23 protein-coding genes, 1 tRNA gene and 1 pseudogene are annotated in these 24559 nt (G+C 56.3%); 11 read left to right on the top strand and 14 right to left on the bottom strand.

Translation table 11 applies throughout. The annotated features are described in order from the left end of the window. Nucleotides 1–25: 25 nt before the first annotated feature. From AC1MEW_RS22515 to AC1MEW_RS22495, 5 genes are all read right to left on the bottom strand, one after another. Nucleotides 26–1048 (bottom strand): ABC transporter permease, encoded by a 1023-nt coding sequence (locus tag AC1MEW_RS22515; protein ID WP_201204012.1) that lies wholly within the window; start codon nt 1046–1048, stop codon nt 26–28. After that, nucleotides 1048–2109, bottom strand: coding sequence for a microcin C ABC transporter permease YejB (locus tag AC1MEW_RS22510; protein ID WP_201204011.1), 1062 nt, complete (start codon nt 2107–2109; stop codon nt 1048–1050). Before AC1MEW_RS22510 ends, AC1MEW_RS22515 begins: the two co-directional genes overlap by 1 nt. Beyond that, on the bottom strand, nt 2109–3977 hold the full coding sequence (locus AC1MEW_RS22505) for an extracellular solute-binding protein (RefSeq protein ID WP_480423709.1): 1869 nt from the start codon (nt 3975–3977) through the stop codon (nt 2109–2111). Before AC1MEW_RS22505 ends, AC1MEW_RS22510 begins: the two co-directional genes overlap by 1 nt. Nucleotides 3978–4113: 136 nt before the next feature. Continuing rightward, a complete protein-coding gene (locus AC1MEW_RS22500; RefSeq protein WP_201204009.1) occupies nt 4114–4395 on the bottom strand; it encodes a peptidylprolyl isomerase in 282 nt (93 codons plus the stop codon). A 120-nt stretch (nt 4396–4515) separates the two neighbouring features. Continuing rightward, nucleotides 4516–5397 carry an esterase/lipase family protein gene (locus tag AC1MEW_RS22495; protein WP_201256886.1) on the bottom strand — a complete coding sequence of 294 codons (882 nt, stop codon included), beginning with the start codon at nt 5395–5397 and terminating at the stop codon, nt 4516–4518. Between the two features lie 340 nt (nt 5398–5737). On the opposite strand from AC1MEW_RS22495, the gene AC1MEW_RS22490 reads away from it, so the two are divergent. Beyond that, on the top strand, nt 5738–6790 hold the full coding sequence (locus AC1MEW_RS22490) for a hypothetical protein (RefSeq protein WP_480423708.1): 1053 nt from the start codon (nt 5738–5740) through the stop codon (nt 6788–6790). A gap of 61 nt (nt 6791–6851) precedes the next feature. Here AC1MEW_RS22490 and AC1MEW_RS22485 read toward each other — a convergent pair whose 3' ends face one another. Together AC1MEW_RS22485 and AC1MEW_RS22480 are read right to left on the bottom strand one after the other, a co-directional pair. After that, nucleotides 6852–7940, bottom strand: coding sequence for a 3-deoxy-7-phosphoheptulonate synthase (locus AC1MEW_RS22485; RefSeq protein ID WP_201256884.1), 1089 nt, complete (start codon nt 7938–7940; stop codon nt 6852–6854). A 337-nt stretch (nt 7941–8277) separates the two neighbouring features. Beyond that, nucleotides 8278–8406 (bottom strand): hypothetical protein, encoded by a 129-nt coding sequence (locus AC1MEW_RS22480; protein WP_277952909.1) that lies wholly within the window; start codon nt 8404–8406, stop codon nt 8278–8280. 160 nt (nt 8407–8566) lie between these two features. Here AC1MEW_RS22480 and AC1MEW_RS22475 point away from each other — a divergent pair, with 160 nt between their 5' ends. The 7 genes from AC1MEW_RS22475 to AC1MEW_RS22445 all read left to right on the top strand — a co-directional run bounded on the left by AC1MEW_RS22475 (nt 8567) and on the right by AC1MEW_RS22445 (nt 14472). Continuing rightward, on the top strand, nt 8567–9325 hold the full coding sequence (locus AC1MEW_RS22475) for a carbon-nitrogen hydrolase family protein (RefSeq protein ID WP_480423707.1): 759 nt from the start codon (nt 8567–8569) through the stop codon (nt 9323–9325). Continuing rightward, nucleotides 9326–9769: a GNAT family N-acetyltransferase gene (locus AC1MEW_RS22470; protein ID WP_480423706.1), complete on the top strand. Its 444-nt coding sequence runs from the start codon at nt 9326–9328 to the stop codon at nt 9767–9769. Nucleotides 9770–9896: 127 nt separating this feature from the next. Continuing rightward, the gene (gacA, locus tag AC1MEW_RS22465) at nt 9897–10538 is read left to right on the top strand and encodes a response regulator transcription factor GacA (RefSeq protein WP_082356623.1); all 642 of its coding nucleotides are present in this window, start codon (nt 9897–9899) and stop codon (nt 10536–10538) included. 2 nt (nt 10539–10540) lie between these two features. Then, a complete protein-coding gene (gene uvrC / locus AC1MEW_RS22460; protein ID WP_201203997.1) occupies nt 10541–12364 on the top strand; it encodes an excinuclease ABC subunit UvrC in 1824 nt (607 codons plus the stop codon). Nucleotides 12365–12795: 431 nt separating this feature from the next. Then, nucleotides 12796–13524 (top strand): hypothetical protein, encoded by a 729-nt coding sequence (locus AC1MEW_RS22455; protein WP_480423705.1) that lies wholly within the window; start codon nt 12796–12798, stop codon nt 13522–13524. 215 nt (nt 13525–13739) lie between these two features. Next, nucleotides 13740–13913: a gp19.5 family protein gene (locus AC1MEW_RS22450; RefSeq protein ID WP_369125115.1), complete on the top strand. Its 174-nt coding sequence runs from the start codon at nt 13740–13742 to the stop codon at nt 13911–13913. Nucleotides 13914–13983: 70 nt separating this feature from the next. After that, on the top strand, nt 13984–14472 hold the full coding sequence (locus tag AC1MEW_RS22445; protein WP_322268338.1) for a hypothetical protein: 489 nt from the start codon (nt 13984–13986) through the stop codon (nt 14470–14472). Here AC1MEW_RS22445 and AC1MEW_RS22440 read toward each other — a convergent pair. From AC1MEW_RS22440 to AC1MEW_RS22425, 4 genes are all read right to left on the bottom strand, one after another. Next, entirely contained in the window at nt 14469–15209 is a 741-nt protein-coding gene (locus AC1MEW_RS22440) for a hypothetical protein (protein ID WP_322268339.1), read from the bottom strand. The two genes, AC1MEW_RS22445 and AC1MEW_RS22440, sit on opposite strands and share 4 nt — an antisense overlap. Before the next feature lie 294 nt (nt 15210–15503). Next, on the bottom strand, nt 15504–15917 hold the full coding sequence (locus AC1MEW_RS22435; RefSeq protein WP_416195270.1) for a hypothetical protein: 414 nt from the start codon (nt 15915–15917) through the stop codon (nt 15504–15506). Between the two features lie 43 nt (nt 15918–15960). Next, a complete protein-coding gene (locus AC1MEW_RS22430) occupies nt 15961–16386 on the bottom strand; it encodes a hypothetical protein (RefSeq protein WP_322268340.1) in 426 nt (141 codons plus the stop codon). After that, the gene (locus AC1MEW_RS22425) at nt 16349–17494 is read right to left on the bottom strand and encodes a polymorphic toxin type 44 domain-containing protein (RefSeq protein WP_322268341.1); all 1146 of its coding nucleotides are present in this window, start codon (nt 17492–17494) and stop codon (nt 16349–16351) included. The genes AC1MEW_RS22430 and AC1MEW_RS22425 overlap by 38 nt, the downstream gene beginning before the upstream one ends. Nucleotides 17495–17780: 286 nt before the next feature. Here AC1MEW_RS22425 and AC1MEW_RS22420 point away from each other — a divergent pair, with 286 nt between their 5' ends. The 3 genes from AC1MEW_RS22420 to AC1MEW_RS22410 all read left to right on the top strand — a co-directional run bounded on the left by AC1MEW_RS22420 (nt 17781) and on the right by AC1MEW_RS22410 (nt 19408). Then, a complete protein-coding gene (locus AC1MEW_RS22420; RefSeq protein ID WP_480423704.1) occupies nt 17781–18146 on the top strand; it encodes a hypothetical protein in 366 nt (121 codons plus the stop codon). A 562-nt stretch (nt 18147–18708) separates the two neighbouring features. Beyond that, on the top strand, nt 18709–19269 hold the full coding sequence (gene pgsA, locus AC1MEW_RS22415; RefSeq protein WP_201196552.1) for a CDP-diacylglycerol--glycerol-3-phosphate 3-phosphatidyltransferase: 561 nt from the start codon (nt 18709–18711) through the stop codon (nt 19267–19269). Between the two features lie 63 nt (nt 19270–19332). Beyond that, nucleotides 19333–19408 (top strand) — tRNA-Gly (locus tag AC1MEW_RS22410). Between the two features lie 148 nt (nt 19409–19556). Here AC1MEW_RS22410 and AC1MEW_RS22405 read toward each other — a convergent pair. The 3 genes and pseudogenes from AC1MEW_RS22405 to AC1MEW_RS22395 form a co-directional block, all read right to left on the bottom strand. Continuing rightward, nucleotides 19557–19907 (bottom strand): annotated as a pseudogene (locus AC1MEW_RS22405) (pirin family protein); the annotation flags it as partial. 3 nt (nt 19908–19910) lie between these two features. Then, nucleotides 19911–22931: an EAL domain-containing protein gene (locus AC1MEW_RS22400; protein WP_480423703.1), complete on the bottom strand. Its 3021-nt coding sequence runs from the start codon at nt 22929–22931 to the stop codon at nt 19911–19913. Then, complete coding sequence (locus tag AC1MEW_RS22395; RefSeq protein ID WP_201256920.1) at nt 22919–23938, bottom strand: substrate-binding domain-containing protein; 1020 nt, start codon at nt 23936–23938, stop codon at nt 22919–22921. The genes AC1MEW_RS22400 and AC1MEW_RS22395 overlap by 13 nt, the downstream gene beginning before the upstream one ends. Nucleotides 23939–24559: the final 621 nt, after the last annotated feature.

The raw sequence follows: 24559 nt of genomic DNA, 5'->3' as shown, positions 1-24559 counted from the left end.
CAATCGCCCGGCTCATAGTCGTGGATCAGGATCTTGGGTCGAAGGCATCACGCAATGCCTCGCCGATGAACACCAGCAAAGAAAGAATCAGCGCCAGGGTGAAAAACGCCGTCAGGCCCAGCCACGGCGCTTGCAGGTTCTGCTTGCCCTGGCCGATCAGTTCGCCCAATGAAGCGCTGCCTGCGGGCATGCCGAAGCCGAGAAAATCCAGGGCCGTCAGGGTCGAAATCGCACCGGTGAGGATGAACGGCAAGTAGCTCAGCGTTGCGTTCATGGCGTTCGGCAATATGTGCCGGACGATCACTTTGCGATCGCTCAGGCCCAGGGCCCGGGCAGCTTTGACGTATTCCAGGTTGCGTCCGCGCAGAAATTCGGCGCGTACCACGTCCACCAGGGCCAGCCAGGAAAATAGCGCCATGATCCCCAGCAGCCACCAGAAATTCGGTTCGACGAACCCCGACAGAATGATCAGAAGATAAAGCACCGGCAGCCCGGACCAGACTTCCAGCAAGCGCTGGCCCAGCAGATCGATCCAGCCGCCGTAATAGCCTTGCAGCGCACCGGCGGCAATGCCGATCAACGCACTGACAAATGTCAGCATCAAGGCAAACAGAATGGACACCCGCGCGCCGAAAATCACTCGGGCCAGCACATCCCGCGCCTGGTCGTCGGTGCCCAGCCAGTTGACCTTCGTCGGCGGGCTCGGCGCGGGTTTATTCAGGTCGTAGTTAGGTGTGTCGTCACTGAACGGGATCGGCGGGAACAGCAGCCAGCCGCCGTCCTTCTGGATCAGCTTCTGTACGTAATCACTGCGGTAGTCGGCCTGGAACGGCAGTTGCCCGCCGAACTCCTGCTCGGTGTAGCGCTTGAATGCGGGGAAGTACAACGAGCCCTGGTAACTGACGATCAGCGGCTTGTCGTTGGCGATCATCTCGCCGCCGAGGGTCAGCAGAAACAACCCGATAAACAGCCACAGCGACCACCAGCCACGGCGGTTTTTCTTGAACCGTTCAAAACGGCGCCGGCCCAGCGGCGAGAGCTTGAACATCAGGCATTCCTCGCGGCGAAGTCGATGCGCGGATCGACCAGGGTGTAGCAGAGGTCGCCGACCAGTTTTATCAGCAGGCCGAACAACGTGAAGATGAACAACGAACCAAACACCACCGGGTAGTCCCGTGACACAGCTGCTTCATAGCTCATGCGGCCGAGTCCATCGAGGGAGAAAATCACCTCGATCAGCAACGAGCCGGCAAAGAACACGCTGATAAACGCCTGGGGAATCCCCGACACCACCAGCAACATCGCGTTGCGAAACACATGGCCGTACAGCACCCGGCGTTCGCTCAAGCCTTTGGCTCGGGCGGTGACCACGTACTGGCGGGTAATTTCATTGAGAAAGGAGTTTTTGGTCAGGATGGTCAGGGTGGCGAACCCGCCAATCACCAGCGCCGTAACCGGCAACACCAGGTGCCAGAAGTAATCGGCGATTTTGCCCACGGTCGACAGCGACTCGAAGTTGTCCGAGACCAGCCCGCGCACCGGGAACCAGTTCAGCGATGTGCCGCCAGCAAACACCACGATCAGGAACATGGCAAACAGGAACGCCGGCATGGCGTAGCCGATGATGATCGCGGTGCTGCTCCAGATATCGAAATGGCTGCCGTGATGCACAGCTTTGCGAATCCCCAGTGGAATCGATACCAGGTAGGTAATCAGCGTGGCCCAGAGCCCGAGGGAAATGGTCACCGGCATTTTTTCCAGGATCAGGTCGGTAACCGTGGCGCCGCGGAAGAAGCTCTTGCCAAAGTCCAGCCGCGCGTAGCTTTTAAGCATCAACCACAAGCGTTCCGGTGCCGGTTTGTCGAAGCCGTACTGTTTTTCGATCTCTTTGATCAGTTGCGGATCGAGGCCTCGGCTGGCTCGGGAACTGCCGTGCAAGGTCTCGCCGGAACCTGCGCCGATACCGGCGCCGCCGATGCCTTGCAAGTGCGCGATCGCCTGTTCCACCGGGCCACCGGGGGCGGCCTGGACGATGACGAAGTTGACCAGAAGAATGATGACCAGCGTCGGAATAATCAGCAGCAGGCGCCGCAGTATGTAAGCCCACATCAGCGCGGCCCTCCGGATTTGCCGCGCTTGATCAGTTCGGCGGTCATCTGTTCGTTGGTCAGCGGGGTGGAACTCACTTCCCACCAGCTCTCGATGGCTTCGTCATTGCTCGCTTGCACGCTGGGAATGCCGAAGCGATTCCACCACACGGTCGAACTGCCGGGTGGGTAATAGTTGGGAATCCAGTAGTAGTTCCATTGCAGTACCCGGTCCAGGGCATGGGCGTAGCGCAGCATGTCGGCCTGGGTGGTGGCGCGGACCAGGCCGCTGACCAGCGTATCGACCGCCGGGTTCTTCAGCACCATGTAGTTGTTGGCGCCGGGATCGTTGGCCGCGGACGAACCGAAGTAGTTGACCAGTTCGCTACCGGGGGAGGTGGTCACCGGGTAACCGGTGATGACCATGTCGTAGTCTCTGGACATCAGGCGGTTGACGTACTGGGACGAGTCGATGCGCCGAATGTTGAGGTCGATGCCGATCTGTTTCAGCGTGCGCTTGTACGGCAACAGCAATCGGTCGATGCCGTTCTGGCTGGTGAGGAAGGTAAAGCTCAGCGGCTCGCCCTGGGCATTCACTAGTTGATCGCCGTCGGGTTTCCAGCCGGCCTGTTCAAGCAAGTCCAGGGCCTGCAATTGTTTGTCGCGGATATTGCCGCTGCCGTCAGTCTTCGGTGCTTCGAAGACCTGGGTGAAGACTTCGTCGGGAATCTGCCCGCGCAACGGTTCGAGGATTGCCAGTTCAGCTGCATCCGGAAGCTTGCGCGCGGCGAGGTCGGTATTGGAAAAGAAGCTCTGCTGGCGGATGTACAGGTCGCGCATCATCTGCCGGTTGCTCCATTCGAAATCCCAGAGCATGGCCAGGGCCTGGCGGACACGGCGATCCTGGAACATCGGGTTTTGCAGGTTGAAGACGAAGCCTTGGGCAGTTTGCGGGGCTTCGGTGGCCAAGTGAGCCTTTTGCAGGCGACCGTCGCTCAGGGCCGGGCTTTCGTAACCGATGGAGTAACCGGTGGCGGAGAACTCGCGGTTGTAGTCGTAGGCACCACCGCGCAACACCTGGCGGGCGACGTCGGTATCGCCAAAGTACTCGAGGCTAAAATGATCGAAGTTATATAAGCCCCGGCTGACCGGCAGGTCCATGCCCCACCAGTCGGCGTTGCGCTCAAACGTGATGCTGCGTCCGGCATCGACTTTGCTCACTCGATACGGGCCGCTGCCAAGTGGTGGCTCGTAACCACCGCCGCTGGCGAAGTCGCGGGTTTTCCACCAGTGCTCGGGAAAAACCGGCAGCGTCGCGATGTCCAGGGGCAGGGTACGGTTCTCGTTGCTCTTGAAGTCGAACCGAACGGTTGATGGCGACTCGACTTCGACGCCTTTGACGTCGGCGAACTGGGTGCGATAGCGCAGGCTGCCTTGGGTCATCAGCAAGTCGAAGGTGTAGCGCACGTCCTCTGCGGTGATTGGCGTGCCATCGGCGAAACGGGCCTTGGGGTTCAGGTAGAAACGCAGGGACAACCCGTCCTCGGCGCGCTCCATTTTCTGTGCTACCAGGCCATACACGGTATAGGGTTCATCGAGCGAGCGCTGAGCCAGGGGAGAATAGAGCAGGCCATCGATCTGGGTCACGCCGATGCCCTTGTCGATGTAGGGCAGGACATGGTCGAAATGACCGATTTCAATGGCCGAGCGCCGCATCGTGCCACCCTTGGGGGCTTGCGGGTTGGTGTAGGCGAAATGACTGAAACCAGCGGGATATTTCGCCGGTTCGCCGTACACGGTCAACGCGTGTTGCGGTGCTGCATTCACACCAGCGGCATTCAACAGCAGTGCCACGGCAGTGAATATCAAAGTGGGGAAAACCAGTCGCATTGTCAGCCTTAGAGCCGGGTAATCGATAACCACAATTTGTACGCTAGCGGCGCGTCACTCGCCAGCCGAATCACGTAACCAAAACACAACGGCCCACCAAATGGCGGGCCGTTATGCAGAAAGCTCAGGTTTCAGATCAGTCCTGACGGCTGGTCACTTCCAGCAGGTGATAACCAAACTGGGTTTTGACCGGGCCTTGCACGACGTTGATCGGTGCGCTGAAGACCACGGTGTCGAATTCCTTGACCATCTGGCCTGGACCGAACGAACCCAGGTCTCCGCCCTGACGGCTGGACGGGCAAGTAGAGTTAGCCTTGGCAACTTCGGCGAAATCAGCGCCGCCTTCGATTTGGGCCTTGAGTTCGCTGCACTTGGCTTCGCTGGCAACAAGGATGTGACGGGCAGTGGCTTTAGCCATGGGAAAATTCTCCATTCAATGTTCAGTAAAGTGCTGAGCCTACCGGATTCAGTAGCCTATTTCTTCTCAAAGTTCCATCGCAGGCGGGCGAGCGGTAGTGCATCTATATACAGAAAGGGATTAGAGGCCGGCATTTCTCAAGCGCTCGGCGTGCAGCACGTACAACTCGATCGGGTCGACGCCTTTGCAGATTCGACCGGCGGTCTGGCGCAGGCTATCCATGTGATCCATTGGATAGTCGGAGCGGATCACCTTGCCCAGGTGGGAACTGAAGCGACCAACCAACCCGTCGTTTTGCCCGGCCTCGGTGATGAAATACTCGGAAAAAGCCCGGCAAAAGGCGTGTGCCGGATCGAGAGCGCCAAGTCCTTCATCAAGGATGTTCCCTTGCAGGATGCCGCTCCAGGAGTAGTACCGCACGCCATTGACCAGTTCGCGGCCCTTGCCCCCCCAGGTTTTTGGCAAGCCTTGAGGGTATTTGTCGTTGAATGCGCCGACGCCTTCGGTGGTCAGCGCGTTAAGCGCGGCAATCGCGTTTTGCGGCAACTGGTGGTTACCGCTTAGCAACGACAGGAAGTCAGCAAACAAGGTCGCGACCTTTCTTGCCACATGCTCGGGCAAACGCGCGGGGGTGAGGGCTTTGCGCAAGAAATCCGCCAACTCCGAGCCATGGTTAGGGCCGCTGACAGACGTCACCGACGCCACCAACTCTGGCGCAACTGCGGCCGCGTAACGCGCAGCCAATGCGCCCTGGCTGTGCCCGATCAGGTTGACCTGGCTCGCATCGGTTCCCTCCAGGACCCGTTCGATCTGTGCCAAAAGCTGTTCGCCGCGTACTTCGTTGCTGTGGGTGGCTGAGAGGTGGGGAACGAAGACTCTGGCGCCATGGCTTCGAAGGGCCCGTTTGACGTCATGGAACAGTTCAAACTTGCCAATGCGGTCGAAGCCGAAGAGTCCATGTACCAGCAGGATTGGGTGTTGAGTTGTCGCATTCCGTTGCATGTTAGTGCCTTTTTCGCAGATGTTTGTGGATGTGCAATAGCGCCCACTCTAAAACACTCCCGTGGCCTGGCGATGTATGAAAAAGCCGCTGTAGTCGGAGGAAAGCGGCATAGGAAAAGTACGAAATTTCGGAACTGTACGAAGCCTGGATCGGAACATTTCGACATCTTTTTGTGCAGTCAGGACTGATTCTCACCAATGGCCTACTTAGAGATCAGCATTTTTCCCGACCATGTGACGCGATCACCTGACATCGCCTCGCTCGGCGATGGGCTTAAATAGGCTTCGCTCGACGTCGACCTGCGGGACGGCGTTTATTTCCACGGACTGGAGTGTATGAATGACCTCACATGAAGTAGCTGCAGACACCTGTACAAAGTCTTTGATGCTGGCACCGCTGTTGGCGCAGGCGGATAACGGAGTTCTCGACCCAGCCTGTAAAAAAGCGGTCGTGAAGGTCATGCCTTATGCAGGCATGGCCAACGGAGACAGGCTGGTATTGCATTGGTCTGGTCTCGACGCCGAGGGGCAGGCCTATCGGCATGAAGCTACGCGTTATGTCAGTCAAACGCAGGTCGGCAAAGATGTTGTCTTCATCGTCGGCGGCGAACACATCGGCGCACTGGATGGCGGTTCACTGGAAGTCTTTTACACGCTCAGTAGCCGTTCCTTGCCCACGCCGGTGCAGTCACCGCAGTTGCAGTTGAATGTCGGTGATGTCCGATACGAGTTATTGCCGGTAGTCGCTAATGACGCTGTGGGCGGGACGCTCGACCCGAATCGAGTGGATGAAGGGACACGCGTAACGATTCGACCTTATGCGCGGATGGCGGCGGGCGATCGGGTCGTGCTGTCCTGGGAAGGCGCTACACCACAAACGAGCTTCAGCGACCGGCTGAATATCGAATCCTTTGCGGTGGGGCACGAACTTTCGTTCTGGGTGAATCCCGAGTTCATTGCGCCGGCTCTCGGATCGTCGGTGAAGATCTTTTATTGCATTGAACAGCATGGGCAGGCGCCGCTTTATTCGCAATTGATGCAGTTGTCCATCGGCCCTCTGGAACGAGCGCCTCTGTCGGCTCCCATCGTATTGGAAGCCGAAGAGGGCTGGCTGGATCTGCAGGATTCGATCGACGGTGTCACCATCGTGATTGACGACGCCCGGACAGAGGAGGGTGAGCTGGTCTATCTGAAGTGCGATGGCGTCAACTTCAGTCACCGGGACGAACGTGAGATTTCCCGGGAAATGGCCGGTGAACCACTGGTGTTCATTGTTCCTTACCGGTTCTGGAGAGAACATCAGGGCTCGACGATCCGCGTTGGTTATGCGGTCGAACGGCTCGACGATGTGAGCCAGCTATCAGACGTGGCCCTGGTGCAGGTGCAGGGCTAAGTCGTTTCGGGAGACTGCGCGGCTCTCCAGTCTTCGCTTGAAGACTGGAAGAAGCCGTTGGTCATACTGGTTGTCGTGTGCGGTGCTGTGTCCGAAGCCGGTCGGCGGCTTGGCGCAGCAACTGTTCCGTCCCGGTCCAGCCGAGGCAGCCATCCGTTACAGATACACCGTACTGCAAGGATGAACCCAACGGTTGGCAGCCTTCGAACAGGTGACTTTCAATCATCATGCCGATCAGTGTGCGATCACCTTGCAGTCGCTGTTCGAGCACGTCGTTGAATACTGCTGGCTGGCGCAATGGATCTTTGCCGCTGTTGGCATGACTGCAATCGACCATGATCCGTGCCGGGATCTTCAGTTTGGTCAGGTCGTGGTTAATCCGGGCGACGCTGTCACGGTCGTAGTTAGGTCCGCGATGCCCGCCGCGCAATACCAGGTGGGTATCAGGATTGCCTGGGGTTTGAATGATTGCAGGATGCCCCTGGCTATCGACCCCGAAATGTCGATGGGGGTGAGCTGCCGAGCGCATCGCATCGCTGGCAACCGTGACACCGCCATCGGTGCCGTTCTTGAAGCCCACTGGCATGTTCAGGCCGCTGGCCATTTCCCGGTGGATCTGCGATTCGGTGGTACGTGCACCAATGGCGACCCAACTGAGCAAGTCGTCGAAGTAGCCGGCGGCCATCGGTTGCAACAGTTCGGTGGCAATTGGCAAACCGAGACGAAGCATTTCTCGCATCAGCTCGCGAGACAGGGTCAGGCCACCGGCCATGTCGTCGCTGCCATCAAGGCGCGGATCGTAGGCCAGGCCTTTCCAGCCAACCGTGGTGCGAGGCTTTTCGACGTAGGCACGCATCACCAGGAGCATTTCATCACTGACATCGGCGGCCAGGCGCGCAAGGTTCGCGGCGTATTCGAGGGCTGATTGTGGGTCGTGAATAGAGCAGGGGCCGACGATGACCAGCAGACGGGAATCTTCACCGTTGAGGATCGCGCGGACCGCATCGCGGTGGGCGGCGACTTGCCGGGTCAGGGCGTTGCTGAGTGGCAATTGCTGTTTGAGTTGCAATGAGCTGGGCAGACGCAGAGTCAGCGCTTCATTGGCAGGGCTCAGGGTGGACAGTGGCAGAGCAGAGGCGGACGAGTTCATATTCAGGCTTCCTGGGCTGGCAGCGGGTTCGTTCCCGCGTGCTCGGCCCTACTGGGGTGTTCGACAATTGGCCGGATTGGCTGCGTGTGTGTGCTTGCCACCTGTGGGTGACCGATCGGAGGCGGCAGGCTGTCCCGAGCGGAGGCTGGTAAATCGCCAGGCGGTAAAACTGTCGTAACGGTAATAAGTGGCGTAGTTCATTTTCTAAATCCTCAGATGTTTGGTGTGTCGCTAAAAATGTGCAGGGGCTGAAAAAACAAAACCCCCGGTCGGGAAGCCGACCGGGGGTTGAGAATTCTCTGGTGGCGACCCGTTTAAAGTGGGCGCCGTGTGGGTATCAGGCGCGCCAGTGGCTAAACCAATACCCAAAATAAAAGCTTGCCGGAGCACAAACGTCATTCACCCGGGCAGCCGCCACCGAGCGCAGGGCGCTGACGGTACGAAGCTGTGAGAGGGCGTTGAACATGGTCTGTCTCCGATGAATGCGCCGAGCTTACTCGAGGGCGGTAGGCGGATTCAATCAGAAAATGCTATCGAGTACTGACGGTGCTTTCTATCGCTTGAGTGCCTGTAGGGTTGTGACACACTTCGTGTTTCGCAAAAGCACACTGTCACAAGGACGCGTCATGACAACCCTGACCATCGCTGCGGCTCAATCGATCTCCATCGCCGCTGACCTTGCCGCCAATATTGCCTGGCACCGGCGCTTTATGCAGATAGCTGCGGAACAAGGTGTGCAACTGCTGGTTTTTCCGGAGTTATCGCTGACCGGTTATGAGCGTGGTCTGGCCGCAGAGTTGGCCATTACCCCGCAGGCCGGCATATTACAGTCGTTGCGAGATTTCGCGCGGGAGATCGGTGTGACGACTGTTGTCGGGATGCCGATTCGTCTGTCAGACGATTCGCCGGTTTTGATCGGGGCTTTGGTTCTGGGCGCGGATGGCTCGCTTGGGGTTTACAGCAAGCAGCATTTGCACCCTGGCGAAGAGGTCGCGTTTGCGCCGGGGGCCGGCGGCTCGACACTCTGGGTCGGTGCTGACACTGTCGCGCTGGCGGTATGCGCCGATTTTTCTCATGCAAGTCATGCGGCCGCGGCGGCAGAGCAGGGGGCGGACATCTATGCTGCAGGCGTGCTGATTACTGAAAAAGGCTACGCTGCGGATACAACGCTGCTTCAGGGCTATGCCAATAAACATTCAATGGTGGTGCTGATGGCCAACCATGGAGGGACTACGGGTGGCTGGGAGTCGGCCGGGCGCAGCGCCATTTGGGCGGCGGACGGTTCGCTGATTGGCATCGCGCCGGGTAAGGGCAACTTGATGGTCATCGCCCGTCGCAACGCCGATGGCTGGAAAGCGCAAATTGTGACCGTTTCGGAGCGTTGAATGGTTTTCGAATTACGCCCGGCGACATCCCGGGATCTGGGCTTCGCTCGGGACCTGACCTGTCAAAACATGTTGCGCTATTACATTCAGCACGACCTGCTGTGGCTCGACGAGGCGTTCGATGTGGCCTGGGCGGGGCGGGAAAACTGGTTGATTGTGCAGGACGACGTTGCGGTGGGCTTTTTCAGCCTGAGTCGTGATGCCAAGGCCCTATACATCCGCGAACTGCACTTGGCTGAAGCCTTTCAGGGGCAGGGCGCAGGTTCCTGGGCGATCGATCAGATATGGACCATGACGTGCGCAGAGCGTCGGCCCGCGTTACGCCTGACCGTTTTCAAAAATAATCCGGCGCAGTCGCTGTATCAGCGAAAGGGCTTGGAGGTGGTCGGCAAGGACGAGTATTTCCTGAGAATGCAGCGCGAAGTCGATGTCCCTTGTCGCTGAAACGCACAGACGGCAAGCCCCCAAAGATGAATTGAAACTTTTTATATGTCGCTTGACGCTAGGTCTGCCAGTTGCTTTTTGCTAAGGTGTTCGGCAACCCAATACGACCATATCGCGAGGTGTCTGCTTGATTAGGGTGCTAGTAGTCGATGACCATGATCTCGTTCGTACAGGCATTACACGAATGCTGGCTGACATCGATGGCCTGCAAGTAGTCGGCCAGGCCGAGTCAGGGGAGGAATCCCTGCTCAAGGCGCGTGAGTTGAAACCCGATGTGGTTCTGATGGACGTCAAGATGCCCGGGATCGGCGGTCTTGAAGCCACGCGAAAATTGCTGCGCAGTCATCCCGACATCAAGGTTGTCGCGGTCACTGTGTGTGAAGAAGATCCGTTTCCTACACGGTTGTTGCAGGCCGGTGCGGCGGGCTATCTGACCAAGGGCGCAGGTTTGCCGGAAATGGTCCAGGCCATTCGGCTGGTGTTTGCCGGGCAACGCTACATCAGCCCGCAAATCGCCCAGCAATTGGCGATCAAATCGTTCCAGCCGACCAACGATTCGCCGTTCGACGCATTGTCAGAGCGTGAGATCCAGATCGCCTTGATGATTGTCGGCTGTCAGAAGGTTCAGATCATTTCCGACAAACTTTGCCTCTCGCCAAAAACCGTGAATACCTACCGTTACCGCATTTTCGAGAAGCTTTCGATCAGCAGCGACGTCGAACTGACGCTATTGGCGGTTCGTCACGGCATGGTTGATGCCAATCTCTGAAAATGACTGAAGTCTTCGATCCGAGTGCCTTCCTGTCGACCGTGAGCGGACGCCCCGGCGTTTATCGCATGTTCGACAGCGATGCGCGCCTGCTTTACGTCGGCAAGGCCAAGAATCTCAAGAAGCGCTTGGCGAGTTATTTTCGAAAAACCGGGCTTGCGCCCAAGACCGCCGCGCTGGTGGGCCGTATCGCCCAGATCGAAACCACGATCACGGCCAATGAAACCGAAGCGTTGTTGCTTGAGCAGACGTTGATCAAGGAATGGCGTCCGCCCTACAACATTCTGCTGCGCGACGACAAATCCTATCCTTACGTCTTTCTATCGGATGGCCAGTTTCCGCGCTTGAGCATCCACCGGGGTGCAAAAAAGGCCAAGGGCAAGTATTTCGGCCCTTATCCAAGTGCAGGTGCCATTCGAGAAAGCCTGAGTTTGCTGCAAAAGACCTTTTTCGTTCGCCAATGCGAAGACAGCTATTACAAGAACCGCACGCGGCCTTGCCTGCAATACCAGATCAAGCGCTGCAAGGCACCGTGTGTCGGGCTGGTGGAGCCGCAGGTGTATGCGGAGGACGTACGACACTCGGTGATGTTCCTTGAGGGGCGCAGCAACGCGCTGACGGACGAGCTGTCTGCAGGGATGGAGGAGGCTGCGATCAACCTCGAGTTTGAACGCGCGGCCGAATTGAGAGACCAGATTTCATTGCTGCGCCGGGTCCAGGACCAGCAGAGCATGGAAGGTGGAACCGGCGATATCGATGTGATCGCCGCGTTCATCAATCCGGGCGGCGCCTGTGTTCACTTGATCAGCGTGCGTGGCGGCCGGGTACTGGGCAGCAAGAATTTCTTCCCGCAAGTGGGTATTGAAGAAGACGTTTCCGAAGTCATGGCGGCATTTTTGGGCCAGTACTTCATCAGCAGTCCTGAACGGGATTTGCCGAGCGAGTTGATCGTCAACGTGGTTCACGATGATTTCCCGGTCCTGATCGCCGCCATCGACGAGCTGCGCGGGCGCGAATTGTCCATCAGTCACCGGGTGCGCGGTACGCGAGCGCGCTGGCAGCAACTGGCGGTCACTAATGCCGAGCAAGCCTTAAGCGCGCGACTGGCCAATCGTCAGCATGTCGCCGCGCGTTTCGATGCTCTGGCGCAAGTACTGAACCTGGATGAGCCGCCACAGCGCCTTGAATGTTATGACATCAGCCACTCCAGCGGTGAAGCCACTGTGGCATCCTGCGTGGTGTTCGGTCCGGAAGGCCCGATCAAGTCTGACTACCGTCGGTATAACATCGAGGGTGTGACACCCGGCGACGACTACGCCGCAATGCATCAGGCTCTGACCCGACGCTTCAGTAAACTGAAGGACGGCGAGGGCAAGTTGCCGGACATCCTGCTGGTGGACGGGGGCAAAGGTCAGCTGTCCATGGCCCGGGACGTACTCAATGAACTGGCAGTGCCTGATCTGATTTTGTTGGGCGTGGCCAAGGGCGCGACGCGCAAGGCCGGTTTCGAAACCTTGTACCTGAATGACGCTGCACATGAATTCACGCTGCGCGGTGATTCCCCCGCGCTGCACTTGATCCAGCAGATTCGCGACGAAGCCCACCGTTTCGCCATTACCGGGCACCGGGCGCGGCGGGGGAAAACCCGTCGTACCTCAACGCTTGAAGGCGTTGCGGGTGTCGGGCCGACACGTCGGCGCGATTTGTTGAAACATTTTGGTGGATTGCAGGAGCTGTCTCGTGCCAGCATCGAAGAGATCGCCAAAGCACCCGGGATCAGTAAAAAGCTCGCTGAGTCGATTTATGCAAATCTGCACAGCGAGTAGAATGCCTACTTGGTGACACATGAGGTTTAACCCAATGAATTCAGGGGTTTGACCATGCTGCACACCACCTCAACGACCCAAAGTGTTAGAACAGTGTTAGACCTTGCGTGTCCCTATCTGTATAGGCGTCAAGGTCGGTACACCCTCAGAGTCCGCCCAATGGGCTCGAAGAGAACCTGCACAATCTCCCTCAAGACAACCCACAGGCAAACCGCATTGGCTACGGCTTCACATCTCCTTGGCACACTCAGAGCGTTCCACCTCGACAATCCCGAAAAGACTTGGCCTGAGCTTAAGGGGCATCTTCAAGACATTGCGGAAGGCGTCCTACAGACTGGCTCTGTTTGGGACCAGATGGGCGGCTCGGGTCGAATCTATGCGGATGTGCGTTCTGACCTCAATGAAATCGCCTGTGGCGTCTGGCTGATCGCATGGCTGACGAAGTGGTTATTCGTCCTCACAAAGTGTCCAACCTCGACACCAAAGCTTTCGGCGTAGGTGTGAAGATGCTCATGCAGTTCAAGAGTTTTCTCGTGAAGTCGCTCAATGAGCGCCTGATGCGCGGTGTGAATGAGGCCCGCATGAATGGCCGGGTGATGGATCAGACCTACACAGCAGCTCTGTCGGCCCTGGCTGGCGGGAGCCTCTACGCCTCTACTGCCTACTTGAAAGCTCAGATGATGCCTACACATAGCCGGAAGCAGTACCTAAAAGACGCCCTTGATCCCAACATGATTGCCTATGCGGCTCTGACTCGTGGGTCGTACCTCGGAACTCCCTTTGGCCTGGCTAACATCGTAGCTGCACCATTGGGCTTTGATCAGGCGGCGATGGTGCGAACTTCGATTCTTCCTGAGGCAGCTCGCAAGAGGGACCCAAAGGAGAAAGCATGGTTGTATGGTCTGAGCGACATCGACAAGCCCGGTGAGATTCTTACAGGTGCCCTGAAGCAGGTTCCAGCGGCTGGCTTGGTTAGCAGTGCTGCGCAGGTCGGCTACAACCTTGCAGGCCTTGCAGGAACCATTAACAGTCCCGATATGGCCCAGCAATACCGAACGGGAGTCTTCAACGGATTCCGGGGGTTGATACCCAACGATCCTGTGAGCCAGCGAGCGACCGTTGAGATGTTTGAGCGGTGGGGCATCGACACCACGAAGTAAATCGCCGTGACTTCAAAGGGGACCTTAACGGGTTCCCTATTTTTTTAGAATGGCCACCTCTGAGAGGCCCGGCCTATAAGGCCTCCAAAAGTCCTCACTATAACCAGAGGGGACTTAAGGTTCTTACTACAGTTGACCCCTTAAGGCTCCTTGAAGGCTCTGTGAGAGGGTGGTTATCAACACTACCAAACCTACAGCTCAAGGAGGGCTATGCGATGACTACACGGTGGAATACCTGTGTTGCTGTACTCCGCACTCTGGCTACCCACCGTGTCACCTACCGATTTCTTGGTCTACTCCTTGTCACTCTGGGAGTTGCTCAAGGTGGTCCTTTGGTCGAAGGCCTTGGGGATGTCGTCTGCGTTCTATTTGGTGGCTGTGACGGGTGACCTTGCCGTTGTCCTTGCGGATGCGGCCTCTGATAGACTCGCCGAAAGGTTGGCAGGAGAGTGACTGCAATTGGACATCCAAGAATCATATTACTTTCTTCGAATGTACTCGATTGACCTAAACACGGCGCTGCACTCGATCAAGGTCCTTCGGCGCTACAAGCGGCCTGATGTCCAATACGCTTTGCTACGAGATTTAACGGTCACATATGTGCGGCCTTTCTCTGGGAACAAAGTAGATCAAGGCAACAAGCGCAAGCATATGCTTACCACGAAGAAACGTGTCCCTAAGCATCTGTTGCCACTGCACAAGGAACTCGAAAGGCTTCGAATGCAGCAGTTCGCGCACACGGACCTGAGTTACTACAAACCAAGAGCCGTGGGGATTAGCTTCGTTCCTTCAGGAGCCTATGGGATGTCCTTCAAGGGGTACGACTATGCAGCACTGCTCAGAAAGCTACCTCAGATAGAAGAGCTTATCCGAGCGGTCGAAAAGAGTGTGAATGCTGAGATAGCAGTCTACGAGGCAAACCCCACCTTATTAAACGAAGTTCCTTAGATATCCACCCTGCGCTGACTTACCTCAACCACCTCATTGAAGACAGTTTTGTAGATGAGAATTCGCTCGAAAGGGGTCTGCCCTACGGTCTCCTCTGTGGGCCAACGGATGTCCTGATCCTGAGCGGGCTCCCAAAAATCGACAATAATTAGAAGCCATAAAGCCTCGCAGTTCTGATACTCCAGGGCCTTCGCGGATTTATCCCTCACCACCTTCTTTACTCGCTCAACTAACAGCGCTGGCACGTCATAAACTTGCGGGATCTCCCAGTTACTGAGGGGGTACTCCTTGCCGTCGTGGTGGAGGTAGCTAATCTCAGGAGCCGCTTCGACAGGGCTGTATCCCGTGTAAAAATCCCTGTGAGTCGAGATTTCCAAAGCGAAGAGAGCCAAGCGCTCAGCGGTCTGCTCTACGTGGTCCTTACTGAGAATCGGATAGTTAGGATCGAAGGCAATATGTAGACAAATTTTCCGTCCACCTCTCGAGTGATAGATTTTCTCTGCTCTATCAATGACATTGCGCCGCATTTTGGCTTGTCTCTGTTCGCAGTCGGAGTCCTCACCGTCTTTTTTGTAAAGCTCTGTTATCTCTATACCGAGGATTTTCTTCGCGCCTTCACCACGAATGAGTACATCTGGTCTGTCACTGTGTTCGATGGTTCCGGGCGGCAGTGCATAGTGTTGGCGAAACGAATTAAAGCGTTTTTCCTCAAGCTCTCGGTTCGTCGTGCGTGCCATTTATGACCCCGAATCAGTGATATGGAACTTGTAGCGTAGCGTCAGATTGATTCCGCCCTTTGAGAATCTGACAGAAAAATCTGAATGACCACCTCACTACCCATACGTGCCAGGTTCCCCTGTAGGCCCTCGCGCCTGAGCCTTATCACCTTGAACGAACCAACAAGAGCCACTACGGGACTGGTCCAATGAGATGGGACGGTAGGGCTGCTTAGTCGAAGGCCTTGGGGATGTCGTCTGCGTTCTACTTGGTGGCTGTGATGGGTGACCTTGCCGTGGTGCTGGCAGGGCTCCTTAGGGGCGGAAAGGATCAGCATCACCCTCACACGGCTTCAAGCGGGCAATAACGTTAGGAGAGGTTTGAACAGTGTCGATGCGACCTGCTCCATTGAGGTAGATATCTAACGCGCTCCCCCATTTTGGCGTTATGTCGATGCACCTCTGGAAACCCTTGTCAGTCCACCAATCGAACATCATGAAGAAGTCCTCATTGGGGAAAATATGCCCATTATCAAATGTGGCTTGCCCCGGAAGCATCCTTTCTTTATGAATATTGTGCTGCGTGTTCCAGATTAACCGAAGTTCGTCTGTGCCCTCTTTGGAGTAATGGACACGGATGAGTGGGGTCGCCACGTACCAAAACAGCAACAGAGCTACTAAGACGAATAGAACTGCATGACGGAACTTAATTTTTCTCGCATTGATCATCAATGAAGCCTGCTCCCCATTCTTGTGATACTGGTAGGGCACCTTAGGGTCGGAAAGGGTCCAGTTCGCCTTTGCAAGGTTTCAAACGAGCAATAACGTCAGAGGAAGTTTTTGCAGTGTCGATCCTCCCTGTTTCATCAAGGTTGATTTCTGTCGTTGTCCCCCATTTAGGCGTGATGTCGATACACCTCCGAAGCTTCTTGTCGGACCACCAATCGAACATCATGAAGAAGTCCTTATCAGGAAAAATGTGGCCGATGTCTGCTGTCCCTTCACCGGGGAGCATGCCCCCTTTGTCGATACGGTGCTGGGTGTTCCAGATATAGCGCAGCTCCTCCTTGCCATCCTTGGGGTAATTGACGACTACTCGCGGCAGCGTTACATACCAAAATACAAGTAATGCGAGGAGGCAGAGCACTACTACCTTCCCCTTACTCAGCTTTCTTGCAAACGTGGACAATAACGCCATCGCCCCAATCCTCTGGTTTAACTGCAAGAACTTTCTCCATGATCATTTTGGCGGTGATGCCTCCGTTAGGATGCTCAGCGAATAGTTCGATCCCGATGCCAATCGATATCCGATCCGGTGCATCGTCGTAAGCCTTCATCCCATCGACACCTGGGGTTGCATGAGGTCCCCGACGTTTCTTCCAATCAAATACCTTTCGGATGGAGTCCGAGGCAATCTGCTCAACACCGGCACCGTCGGCCAACACGCTTTCGGAAAGGCCGCCAGCTCGTCCGACGTAGCCGTAGTGGATGTTCGACCAGATATCATAGAAATAGTCGTATTTACCCTGCTTTTGGTAATAATCGCCGAACCTCGCATAGATTTTCGGCTTGTGGTCCCAATCCCGCTTCTGCCCAACACGTTCAGTCCAAATCGCCATTGCAGCCGCGCCATTCGCAGCGCCAATAGCTTGAGGGCTCGTCGCGCCAACTTGGGCATACCAAGGCAGATCCATTTGCTTGCGGGTCTCTTTGGCAACGTCATAGCTGAGCAGCTCTTTCATCTTTAAAACGGAAGGGTGATGAATATTGCGATTCATCTCGTCCGCGATGTAGTCCGCCACCTTCTCCATCATGTCAGGGTCTTTGCAAACGACAGGTTCCGCTTTTGGCTCAGGCTTCGTCTCTGGCTGTTTTGAGGCTGCCTTGGGATCTACCAAAGCGTTCGCCGCTGTGGCTTTCTCTGTGAGCTTAGGGTCGGCCAACAAGGTCGCCATCTTCTCGTCGTCCACAGTGCCATCTGGCCGGAATGCTCCGAGGGCCATAAAGTTGATGATGGTTGCACCGCCAGCGTCACCCATGACAAAGCCACCACCGACGTCGCCTGACCCCGTGATGATTGTCCCGCCGTGACTGGTAGGGCTCCCTAAGTGGGCCATGGGGCGACCGTTCACTTGTATAGAAGGAAAGCCTGTAGTGATGACCGCGCCACATCCACAGGTATCGCCGACACGAGCAGAGCCCATAAAGTTGATGTTGGTGTCAGCAGATGCAGAAGCAATAGGGGTAGTGCCGTGGCCTGGCAATGGGCAGACATGTTTGTCACCCAATCGAGCAGAAGAAATCATTCATCGTCCTTGCGTCTTTCGTCCATGGTCATGAACCAGTCTTATGCTGGCTCGCGGAAGGCTACCGGAAAGGGAAGGGAAGGTCTGTAGGAAAAGTCCTAATGTTGGTCGAAGGCTTTGGGGATGTCGTCTGCGTTCTACTTGGTGGCTGTGATGGGTGATGTTGCCGTGGTGCTTGCGCCAGCTCAGGCCGAGAAAAAAACTTAACGTCGTGTCCGGGATTAGTTGATCACTACAGTGTATGTTTAGGCTCGTGTCCAAGCGCTTTGAATAACAGGGAAAAGCCATGAAATTTCGCTTTCTGATTTTGACTATGGTTGTTCTTACGGCCGAATCAGCAAATGCTGAACTTGCACCGCAACTGATGGATGCTTTGAAAGTCGAAAATGCTTGTGCGAGCGCAATGGTTCCAACTGTTGATGATGGTGTTTCTGACGCGGGAACGGTGGCCATAGCCCTGTCTCTGCGATGTGCGAAGGAATATCAAGCCGTCACCGAAGCTTTCAAAACGACCCTTGAGAACGATACGCAGCGGAACATGCTTGCTCATCAGCGCATGAGCAACGATCAAAGGGAGCAAGAGTTTCTCACGGTTGTAATGGGCTATCGCCAGTGGAAGAAAACCCATCCAGACCAACCCTCCAAGCAATAGCCCTACTATGACTTGTCGTGGTGCCTTTCCTGTCCGAAACAGGCACGCTTCGTATGTGTCCGGGCATCCCGTCTTGCGTAATTAAACCGGCTGCCACCTATGCGGAAGCAACTGCTCCATTTCACTCGCCCGCTGCGTCGGCAGGAGCGAGACACATTGTCGCTTGCTCTGAATACGCTGGTGGGCGTCATGCGGCAAACTCTGGAAGACCTCCACGGCCCTTACCGATAGCTATTACGGCAAGCTACCTGCTGAGGCTGTCTTGGGTCCTGATGAAGGCTACCCAGAAAATAGCGAAATTTTGGGAGACAACACCTCAATGCTTTAATAGCTGCAGGTTCCCCCGTAGGCCCCCGCCTGAGCCTTATCGCGTGTATGCATGGGTCCTTACCGTGCCCGCGCAGGCCTCTGGATGAGGGGCTCTGAGATGCCACAAAGTGTTAGAACTCTGTTAGAACAGTGTTAGACATGGCCCGAAAGAAGCCCGTAGAATGGGCCAACACGCCTCATCGCCTGTCCTTTTCAAGTAGAATGCCAACTCACCTCGTAGCCAGTTGTGCCGATGAATATCCCTAATCTGATTACCGTTCTACGCGTCCTGCTCATTCCGATCTTCATTTTACTGTTCTACCTGCCGTACCAATGGAGCTATCTGGCTTCCAGTTCAGTCTTCGCATTCGCCGCTGCCACTGATTGGCTGGACGGATACCTGGCTCGCCGTTTGGAGCAAAGCACACCGTTCGGGGCTTTCCTCGATCCGGTGGCTGACAAGTTGATGGTCGCTGTCGCGCTGGTATTGCTGGTGCAAGAACACGGCAACCTGTGGCTCACGCTGCCGGCAGCGGTCATTATTGGTCGCGAGATTGTCGTCTCGGCGTTGCGAGAGTGGATGGCCGAACTCGGCGCCCGTGCTCACGTCGCCGTGTCGAACCTGGGCAAATGGAAAACCGCCGCGCAAATGCTGGCGCTGGTGATCCTGCTGGCCAATCCGTCGGACTTCAGCTTCTGGGTCCTGGTGGGTTACGCCTTGTTGCTGGTGTCGGCAGGCCTGACATTGTGGTCCATGGTCCAATATCTGCGGGCTGCCTGGCCACATCTGAAGACCGACGTAGAAAAGAAATAAAACTTTTTTGAATCAAAGGGTTGACGGGGCTTCTGGATTCTATAGAATGCGCCACACCAAGACGCGGGAATAGCTCAGTTGGTAGAGCACGACCTTGCCAAGGTCGGGGTCGCGAGTTCGAGTCTCGTTTCCCGCTCCAAATACAGAAAAAACGCCACTCAATGAGTGGCGTTTTTTTTGCGCGTTATTTTATTGTCAGCATTGTAAAAAGAGGCTTCGGTCTCTTTTTTTCGTTTCAGTAAGTTCCACTCGAAACCACTACCAGTCGCGATTTTTAATTCGGCTTACAGCGTAGGGGAGCGCACCGGCACCGGTGATTCCAGGCAAAAGCCTGAACCGGCAATTATCCGGATCTTCACTCCAAGGTTATCGCTGAAGGGCAGGGGCTCGGTCGAGTAGTGGCTGTAATAGCCGTGGCCTTGTTCATGTTCTTTCGGCGAGGCCTGCCAGATTTGCAAGCTGTGCATGCGAAAGCCGCTGGCCATGAGTGATTTGGGGGGACGTTCGACATGGGCGATCGCGCTGCCGGCCATCATCCCGCTGACGTCACTCGGTTTCACCCATTGATCCGAGCCTAGGCTGTCCTTGTGCCGGATTTCTCCTTCGAGCAAGTAGGTCAGAGTAGACAGGCCAATATGTCATTAATGCCCGGGCATTGGGCTGCTTGGGCGTTTTACATCGCGTTTTCGCTTTGCCAAGTCAGGGCTCGCAATGTGGCTCGGTTGAAGCAGCCGGGGTGTACGCAGTAACAGACTGATTTCCTCTGCGCTGACCGCTCTGCTGAAAAAGTGGCCCTGAATTTCATCGCAACCGTTTTCACGCAGGAAGGTTTGCTGCTCTTCGGTTTCGACACCTTCGGCAATGACCTTGAGGTTCAGTTTGTGTCCCAATGAAATCACCGCGGTGGCGATGGCTTTGTCGTTCTCGTTGTCGGGCAGATCGCGCACGAAAGACTGGTCGATCTTGAGTCTTGCGATCGGGAAGCTTTTCAATGCGGCGAGGCTGGAGTAGCCGGTGCCGAAGTCGTCGATTGAGAGACTGATCCCCATTGTTTGCAGTTCTTTCATTTTGCTGATGGCTTGCTGAAGGTCTTGCATGATCAGACTTTCGGTCAGCTCCAGCTCAAGGTACATCGGGTCCAGTCCGGTTTCTTGCAAGGCATGCCTCACCCGGTCGATCAGATCCCTTTCGATGAACTGGCGTGCTGAAATATTCACCGACATGGTGATCGGTGGCCAGCCCGCATCCTGCCAGTCCTTGTTCTGTCTGCACGCGGTATGAATCACCCAGTCGCCGATGGGCACAATCAACCCGGTCTCTTCGGCCTGCGAAATGAATTTGATTGGAGACACCATGCCGAGCTCGGGGTGCTGCCAGCGGATCAGTGCCTCTACGCCGATAATCTGACCTGACTGCAAATCCACCTGTGGCTGGTACAGCAGCAGGAATTCGTCATGGTTGAGTGCGTTTCGAAGCCCATCTTGCATGGCAAGCTTGCCCTGAACCTTGTTATTCATCTCGCTCGTATAGAACTGGTAACTGTTGCGACCCAACTCCTTGGCCCGGTACATGGCGGCGTCCGCGTTGCTGAGCAACGTGTCGGTATCGCTGCCGTCGGCAGGGTAGGTGGCCAACCCCATGCTGCAGGTGACGTGGAGTGTATGTCCGCTGAGCTGAATCGGCCGCAGGATGGCTTCCTGGATTTTGTGCAGGGCTGGAGTAACGCCGTCGAGGTCTGAGGGCTGGTCGAACAGGATAATCACAAACTCGTCGCCACCCAGTCGCACGACGGTGTCGGTGCGGCGTACACACTCCTGCATGCGCCGGGCGACGGTTTTCAGCAGTTCGTCTCCAGCACTGTGCCCAAGGCTGTCATTCACCAGTTTGAATTTATCCAGATCGAGAAACACCACCGTCACCAGGCGGTCGTAGCGCTGAGCATAAAGTATTGCCTGCTTGAGACGGTCTTCGAGCAGTGTGCGATTCGGCAACCCAGTCAGTGCGTCATGGTCGCCCATATAGCGAATGCGCTTTTCGGTAAGTTGGCGTTCTATCGCAATGCCGGCAAGAGGTGTCGCCATGTCGATCAGTCGCGTCTCGGTCGCGCGAGGGCTGCGTACGGTGTTGGAATACAAGGCAAACGTACCCAATACCTTTCGCTCATGGGACAGAATCGGCGTTGACCAGCAGGAGCGAAATCCATAGGGCGCAGCAACTGAGCGGTACGCCTCCCACAGCGGATCCAGCTCGATATCCGTGACGATGACCGGTTCTCGTCGATACACCGCAGTGCCGCATGAACCGACGTTAGGACCGATCGCAATCCCGTCAATGAGCTGGTTATAGGCTTTCGGCAAACTGGGGGCAGCCCCGTGCAGCAGGTGCTTGCCATCCTCATCCAGTACCAGGATGGACACCATCATCCCCTCCAGTTGGGACTCAACCAGGTGAGCCAGGCTGTCGAGGACTTCTGCAAGCTCGGTGCTCCTGGCAATTAGCTCCAGGACATGACCTTGTCCGGCGCGGATGATGGCTTCTTGCTCTAATCGGCTGTTTTGTACGGCGAGCCGCTCTGTGGCGATACTCAATTGGACCGTTCTTTTTTCCAGCTGAAGTCGGTCTTTAAGGAATTGATTCACCGCACTCGCCATGTTGCCGATCTCGTCCTTCCCATGCTCTGCCATCACTAAATGCGTTTTGCCCGTGTGCTCCTGACGCAATTGCCGGCTTATTTCATTCAGGCGCACGAGCACATGACGGCCCATGAAGACCCGGGTCACGAACCAGGCGAACACCAGGCTGGCACCCAACATGATCAGCACCCATTGCTGGCTACGATTGGAGGCCTCGACCAGACGCTGCACAGCTTCGCGATAGTCTTCGGTGTAAGCACTGGATTGCGCACGGGCCACCGCGACCAGAACCCCGGCTTCATTCTTCAGTTCTTCATTGAAGCGCTGTATGACGTTGCGCTGATTGATGAGCCTCAGGTGCAGAGAGAAGAGATCAGGCGTCTGCACGTCAGCGTTGGGTAACTTGCCTGCGGTGCCTGACAGGCGCTCATACCGGATCCGCAGCCGTTCCACGGCATCACTGTCAACAGCCTGCGGCAGATCGAAAAGTAACACCGCCAGTTCCAGGCTGGCGCGGGTCTGGGTCGCGGTTAACCGGGCGGTATGCTCCTTCAGGGTTTGCTCGAAGGTGACCTCGGTTTGCAGCAGGCTTTCTCGCAGTTGCGCAACGATGTTGGCGGTGTTGCGGAACATCTGGCTCGACTGGTACATGTCAAGTATCGCCACGCCACTGTTCGAGGCAGTCAGCTGCTGCACCAGTTGATCAAGGGCTTCAAGCTGTTCGACGGTCGCCGCATAGCTTGAACGCAGGGCGTCGGGGGAGCGGGTTGTCAAAAGCTGATCGGTCTGGCGTTCGATCAGCAAGGTACGCTGCAGCATGTCTTGCCCATTTTGCATGCGGACCAGTCGTTCATCTGTCAGCTGGCGGGTGGCGCTGTTTGACGTGCGCAACGCGTAGACCGCAGTTGCACCACCCGCCAGGATCAGCAGCGCCAGCGTCAGAAACGCCAGCGTGAACTGCGCGCGTAGCGATTGCGGCAATAGCCAGCGTCCGAGTCGGGAAGTAACGTCCAATGTCAGGGATTCCATTGGTGGCGATAGATGTCTCGATAGCCATTGTCAGGGTCGTACTGGAATTTCTTCCCGCCGTCGAAGGCGATGTTGTCGGCATTGACTAGGTGAATCGGCGCTACGAAGCCACTCACCGGCTGACCTGCAAACAGCCGGTTCAATTCATCTATCACTTGCCAGCCATGCAGGTTGAGCGGCTCGGCCACGGTGACGGTCTGGTAGGTTTTTGCCTGTATGCGCAAGAAAGCCGAAGCGCTGCCATCACCGGCAGACAACAGACTGATGCCGTCACTGGGTATTGCAGCGTTGGTCAATGAGGCAATCGAGTAGTCGAAATAGATATCGTTGATGGCCAGGGTGTGGGTCCAGCGCTTGCCATAGCGCTGAAGCAGCTCCTTGGTGATCGCCGGCATCTTCTCGCTACTTTCGGAGATCGCGACATCGCGTACTTCCAGTAACGTACATTCCCGACAGGCCCGAATGACGTCTTCCATGGCCTTGGCTTTCGCCATGGCGATGCTGTACTTGGAGTCAGTCAGGATGACCACGCCGGCGTGTCCGTTTGACTGTGCCACTGCCGCCATGGCCGTGAGGCGCGCCACTTCTATCGGGTCGGTCGTGACGTTCATGGCCACTGGCGTGCCGTCAATCGGCCCGGGTCGTGCCCCGGCGTGCCAGCCAACCACCGGCACCTTCCTGTTGGCGAAGAGCATCAGCGCCGCATTGTTCTCAAGGGCGTCGGAGCCGCACAGAATGAGGCCGTCGGGTTTCGCCGCCAAGGCATCGGAAAAGGCCTTTGCACGCCCGGCCGATGATCCAGCGCCATCGAATATTTTCAGCGTCCAGCCCATCGCCTTGGCTGCCTCGCGAGCGCCCTGCGCGACACCGACAATTCCTCCGTTACGCAAATCTTCTGCGACAAAGGCGATGCTCTTGCCTCGTTGGGCTTGCGGACCAGATTCAGGACCGCTCCAGCGAACGGCTTCGAGGGTGGCCCTGGAAACGATTTCCTGCGCTTGAATCACCGTAACCGTGGCGTTTTCGGCACCCGCTGCGGCTGGCAGGTTCTGGCTGTATCCGGGAGTTGCCGTGAAAAGACAGAAAACCGCAATTGAGGCCATCCAGAGTCGCCTGGGCTTGATCAGATAGGTTCGATCACCGCATGTGAAGCCGGGGCTGGAGCCGATGGCGCGATCATAGTCTGGCATGGTGTCCCTTTTTGCCAAGAGTGCAGCGTTCACTGTCCGAAAGAATAGTCGGTTCTGCTGTCATCAGGTCGTTTGTGGGTGACGTGCTCGAATTTAGTCCTGAATATTCAGGAAATAGGGCAGGGTGCCATGGCACAAAACAAGGGACGAAGGCCAATTGCATCGTTGACTACATTGAGTGGTTTTACAAGGCTTCGACTTTGCACAAACGCCAGGCAAAAAAACGGCACCTGGCGTTTTTGTTTGTGTGTGATTTGTTGGGCTGTTCCGAGGAAAAGATCGCGATCTGTACATTCGTTCCGCCGCTTTCTGCGAAAACTATCCCTGAGGCCGTTTCTCAGGAAAGTTCGGCAGGCGGCTAGAGAGGACTGTCTCAATCTCCAGTCTTAAGGTGTCCACATAAGCACAGAGGTACGGTTTAGTACCTGAAAGCACCTG

The organism is Pseudomonas sp. ASL4 (assembly GCF_056680395.1).
This window is presented reverse-complemented; position numbering and strand designations above follow the sequence as displayed.

Bases quoted from the DNA above. Each gene is read 5' to 3' on its own strand.
- AC1MEW_RS22515 (WP_201204012.1), bottom strand. From the start codon at position 1,048: ATGTTCAAGCTCTCGCCGCTGGGCCGGCGCCGTTTTGAACGGTTCAAG.
- AC1MEW_RS22510 (WP_201204011.1), bottom strand. From the start codon at position 2,109: ATGTGGGCTTACATACTGCGGCGCCTGCTGCTGATTATTCCGACGCTG.
- AC1MEW_RS22505 (WP_480423709.1), bottom strand. From the start codon at position 3,977: ATGCGACTGGTTTTCCCCACTTTGATATTCACTGCCGTGGCACTGCTG.
- AC1MEW_RS22500 (WP_201204009.1), bottom strand. From the start codon at position 4,395: ATGGCTAAAGCCACTGCCCGTCACATCCTTGTTGCCAGCGAAGCCAAG.
- AC1MEW_RS22495 (WP_201256886.1), bottom strand. From the start codon at position 5,397: ATGCAACGGAATGCGACAACTCAACACCCAATCCTGCTGGTACATGGA.
- AC1MEW_RS22490 (WP_480423708.1), top strand. From the start codon at position 5,738: ATGACCTCACATGAAGTAGCTGCAGACACCTGTACAAAGTCTTTGATG.
- AC1MEW_RS22485 (WP_201256884.1), bottom strand. From the start codon at position 7,940: ATGAACTCGTCCGCCTCTGCTCTGCCACTGTCCACCCTGAGCCCTGCC.
- AC1MEW_RS22480 (WP_277952909.1), bottom strand. From the start codon at position 8,406: ATGTTCAACGCCCTCTCACAGCTTCGTACCGTCAGCGCCCTGCGCTCG.
- AC1MEW_RS22475 (WP_480423707.1), top strand. From the start codon at position 8,567: ATGACAACCCTGACCATCGCTGCGGCTCAATCGATCTCCATCGCCGCT.
- AC1MEW_RS22470 (WP_480423706.1), top strand. From the start codon at position 9,326: ATGGTTTTCGAATTACGCCCGGCGACATCCCGGGATCTGGGCTTCGCT.
- uvrC (WP_201203997.1), top strand. From the start codon at position 10,541: ATGACTGAAGTCTTCGATCCGAGTGCCTTCCTGTCGACCGTGAGCGGA.
- AC1MEW_RS22455 (WP_480423705.1), top strand. From the start codon at position 12,796: ATGGCTGACGAAGTGGTTATTCGTCCTCACAAAGTGTCCAACCTCGAC.
- AC1MEW_RS22450 (WP_369125115.1), top strand. From the start codon at position 13,740: ATGACTACACGGTGGAATACCTGTGTTGCTGTACTCCGCACTCTGGCT.
- AC1MEW_RS22440 (WP_322268339.1), bottom strand. From the start codon at position 15,209: ATGGCACGCACGACGAACCGAGAGCTTGAGGAAAAACGCTTTAATTCG.
- AC1MEW_RS22435 (WP_416195270.1), bottom strand. From the start codon at position 15,917: ATGATCAATGCGAGAAAAATTAAGTTCCGTCATGCAGTTCTATTCGTC.
- AC1MEW_RS22430 (WP_322268340.1), bottom strand. From the start codon at position 16,386: ATGGCGTTATTGTCCACGTTTGCAAGAAAGCTGAGTAAGGGGAAGGTA.
- AC1MEW_RS22425 (WP_322268341.1), bottom strand. From the start codon at position 17,494: ATGATTTCTTCTGCTCGATTGGGTGACAAACATGTCTGCCCATTGCCA.
- AC1MEW_RS22420 (WP_480423704.1), top strand. From the start codon at position 17,781: ATGAAATTTCGCTTTCTGATTTTGACTATGGTTGTTCTTACGGCCGAA.
- pgsA (WP_201196552.1), top strand. From the start codon at position 18,709: ATGAATATCCCTAATCTGATTACCGTTCTACGCGTCCTGCTCATTCCG.
- AC1MEW_RS22400 (WP_480423703.1), bottom strand. From the start codon at position 22,931: ATGGAATCCCTGACATTGGACGTTACTTCCCGACTCGGACGCTGGCTA.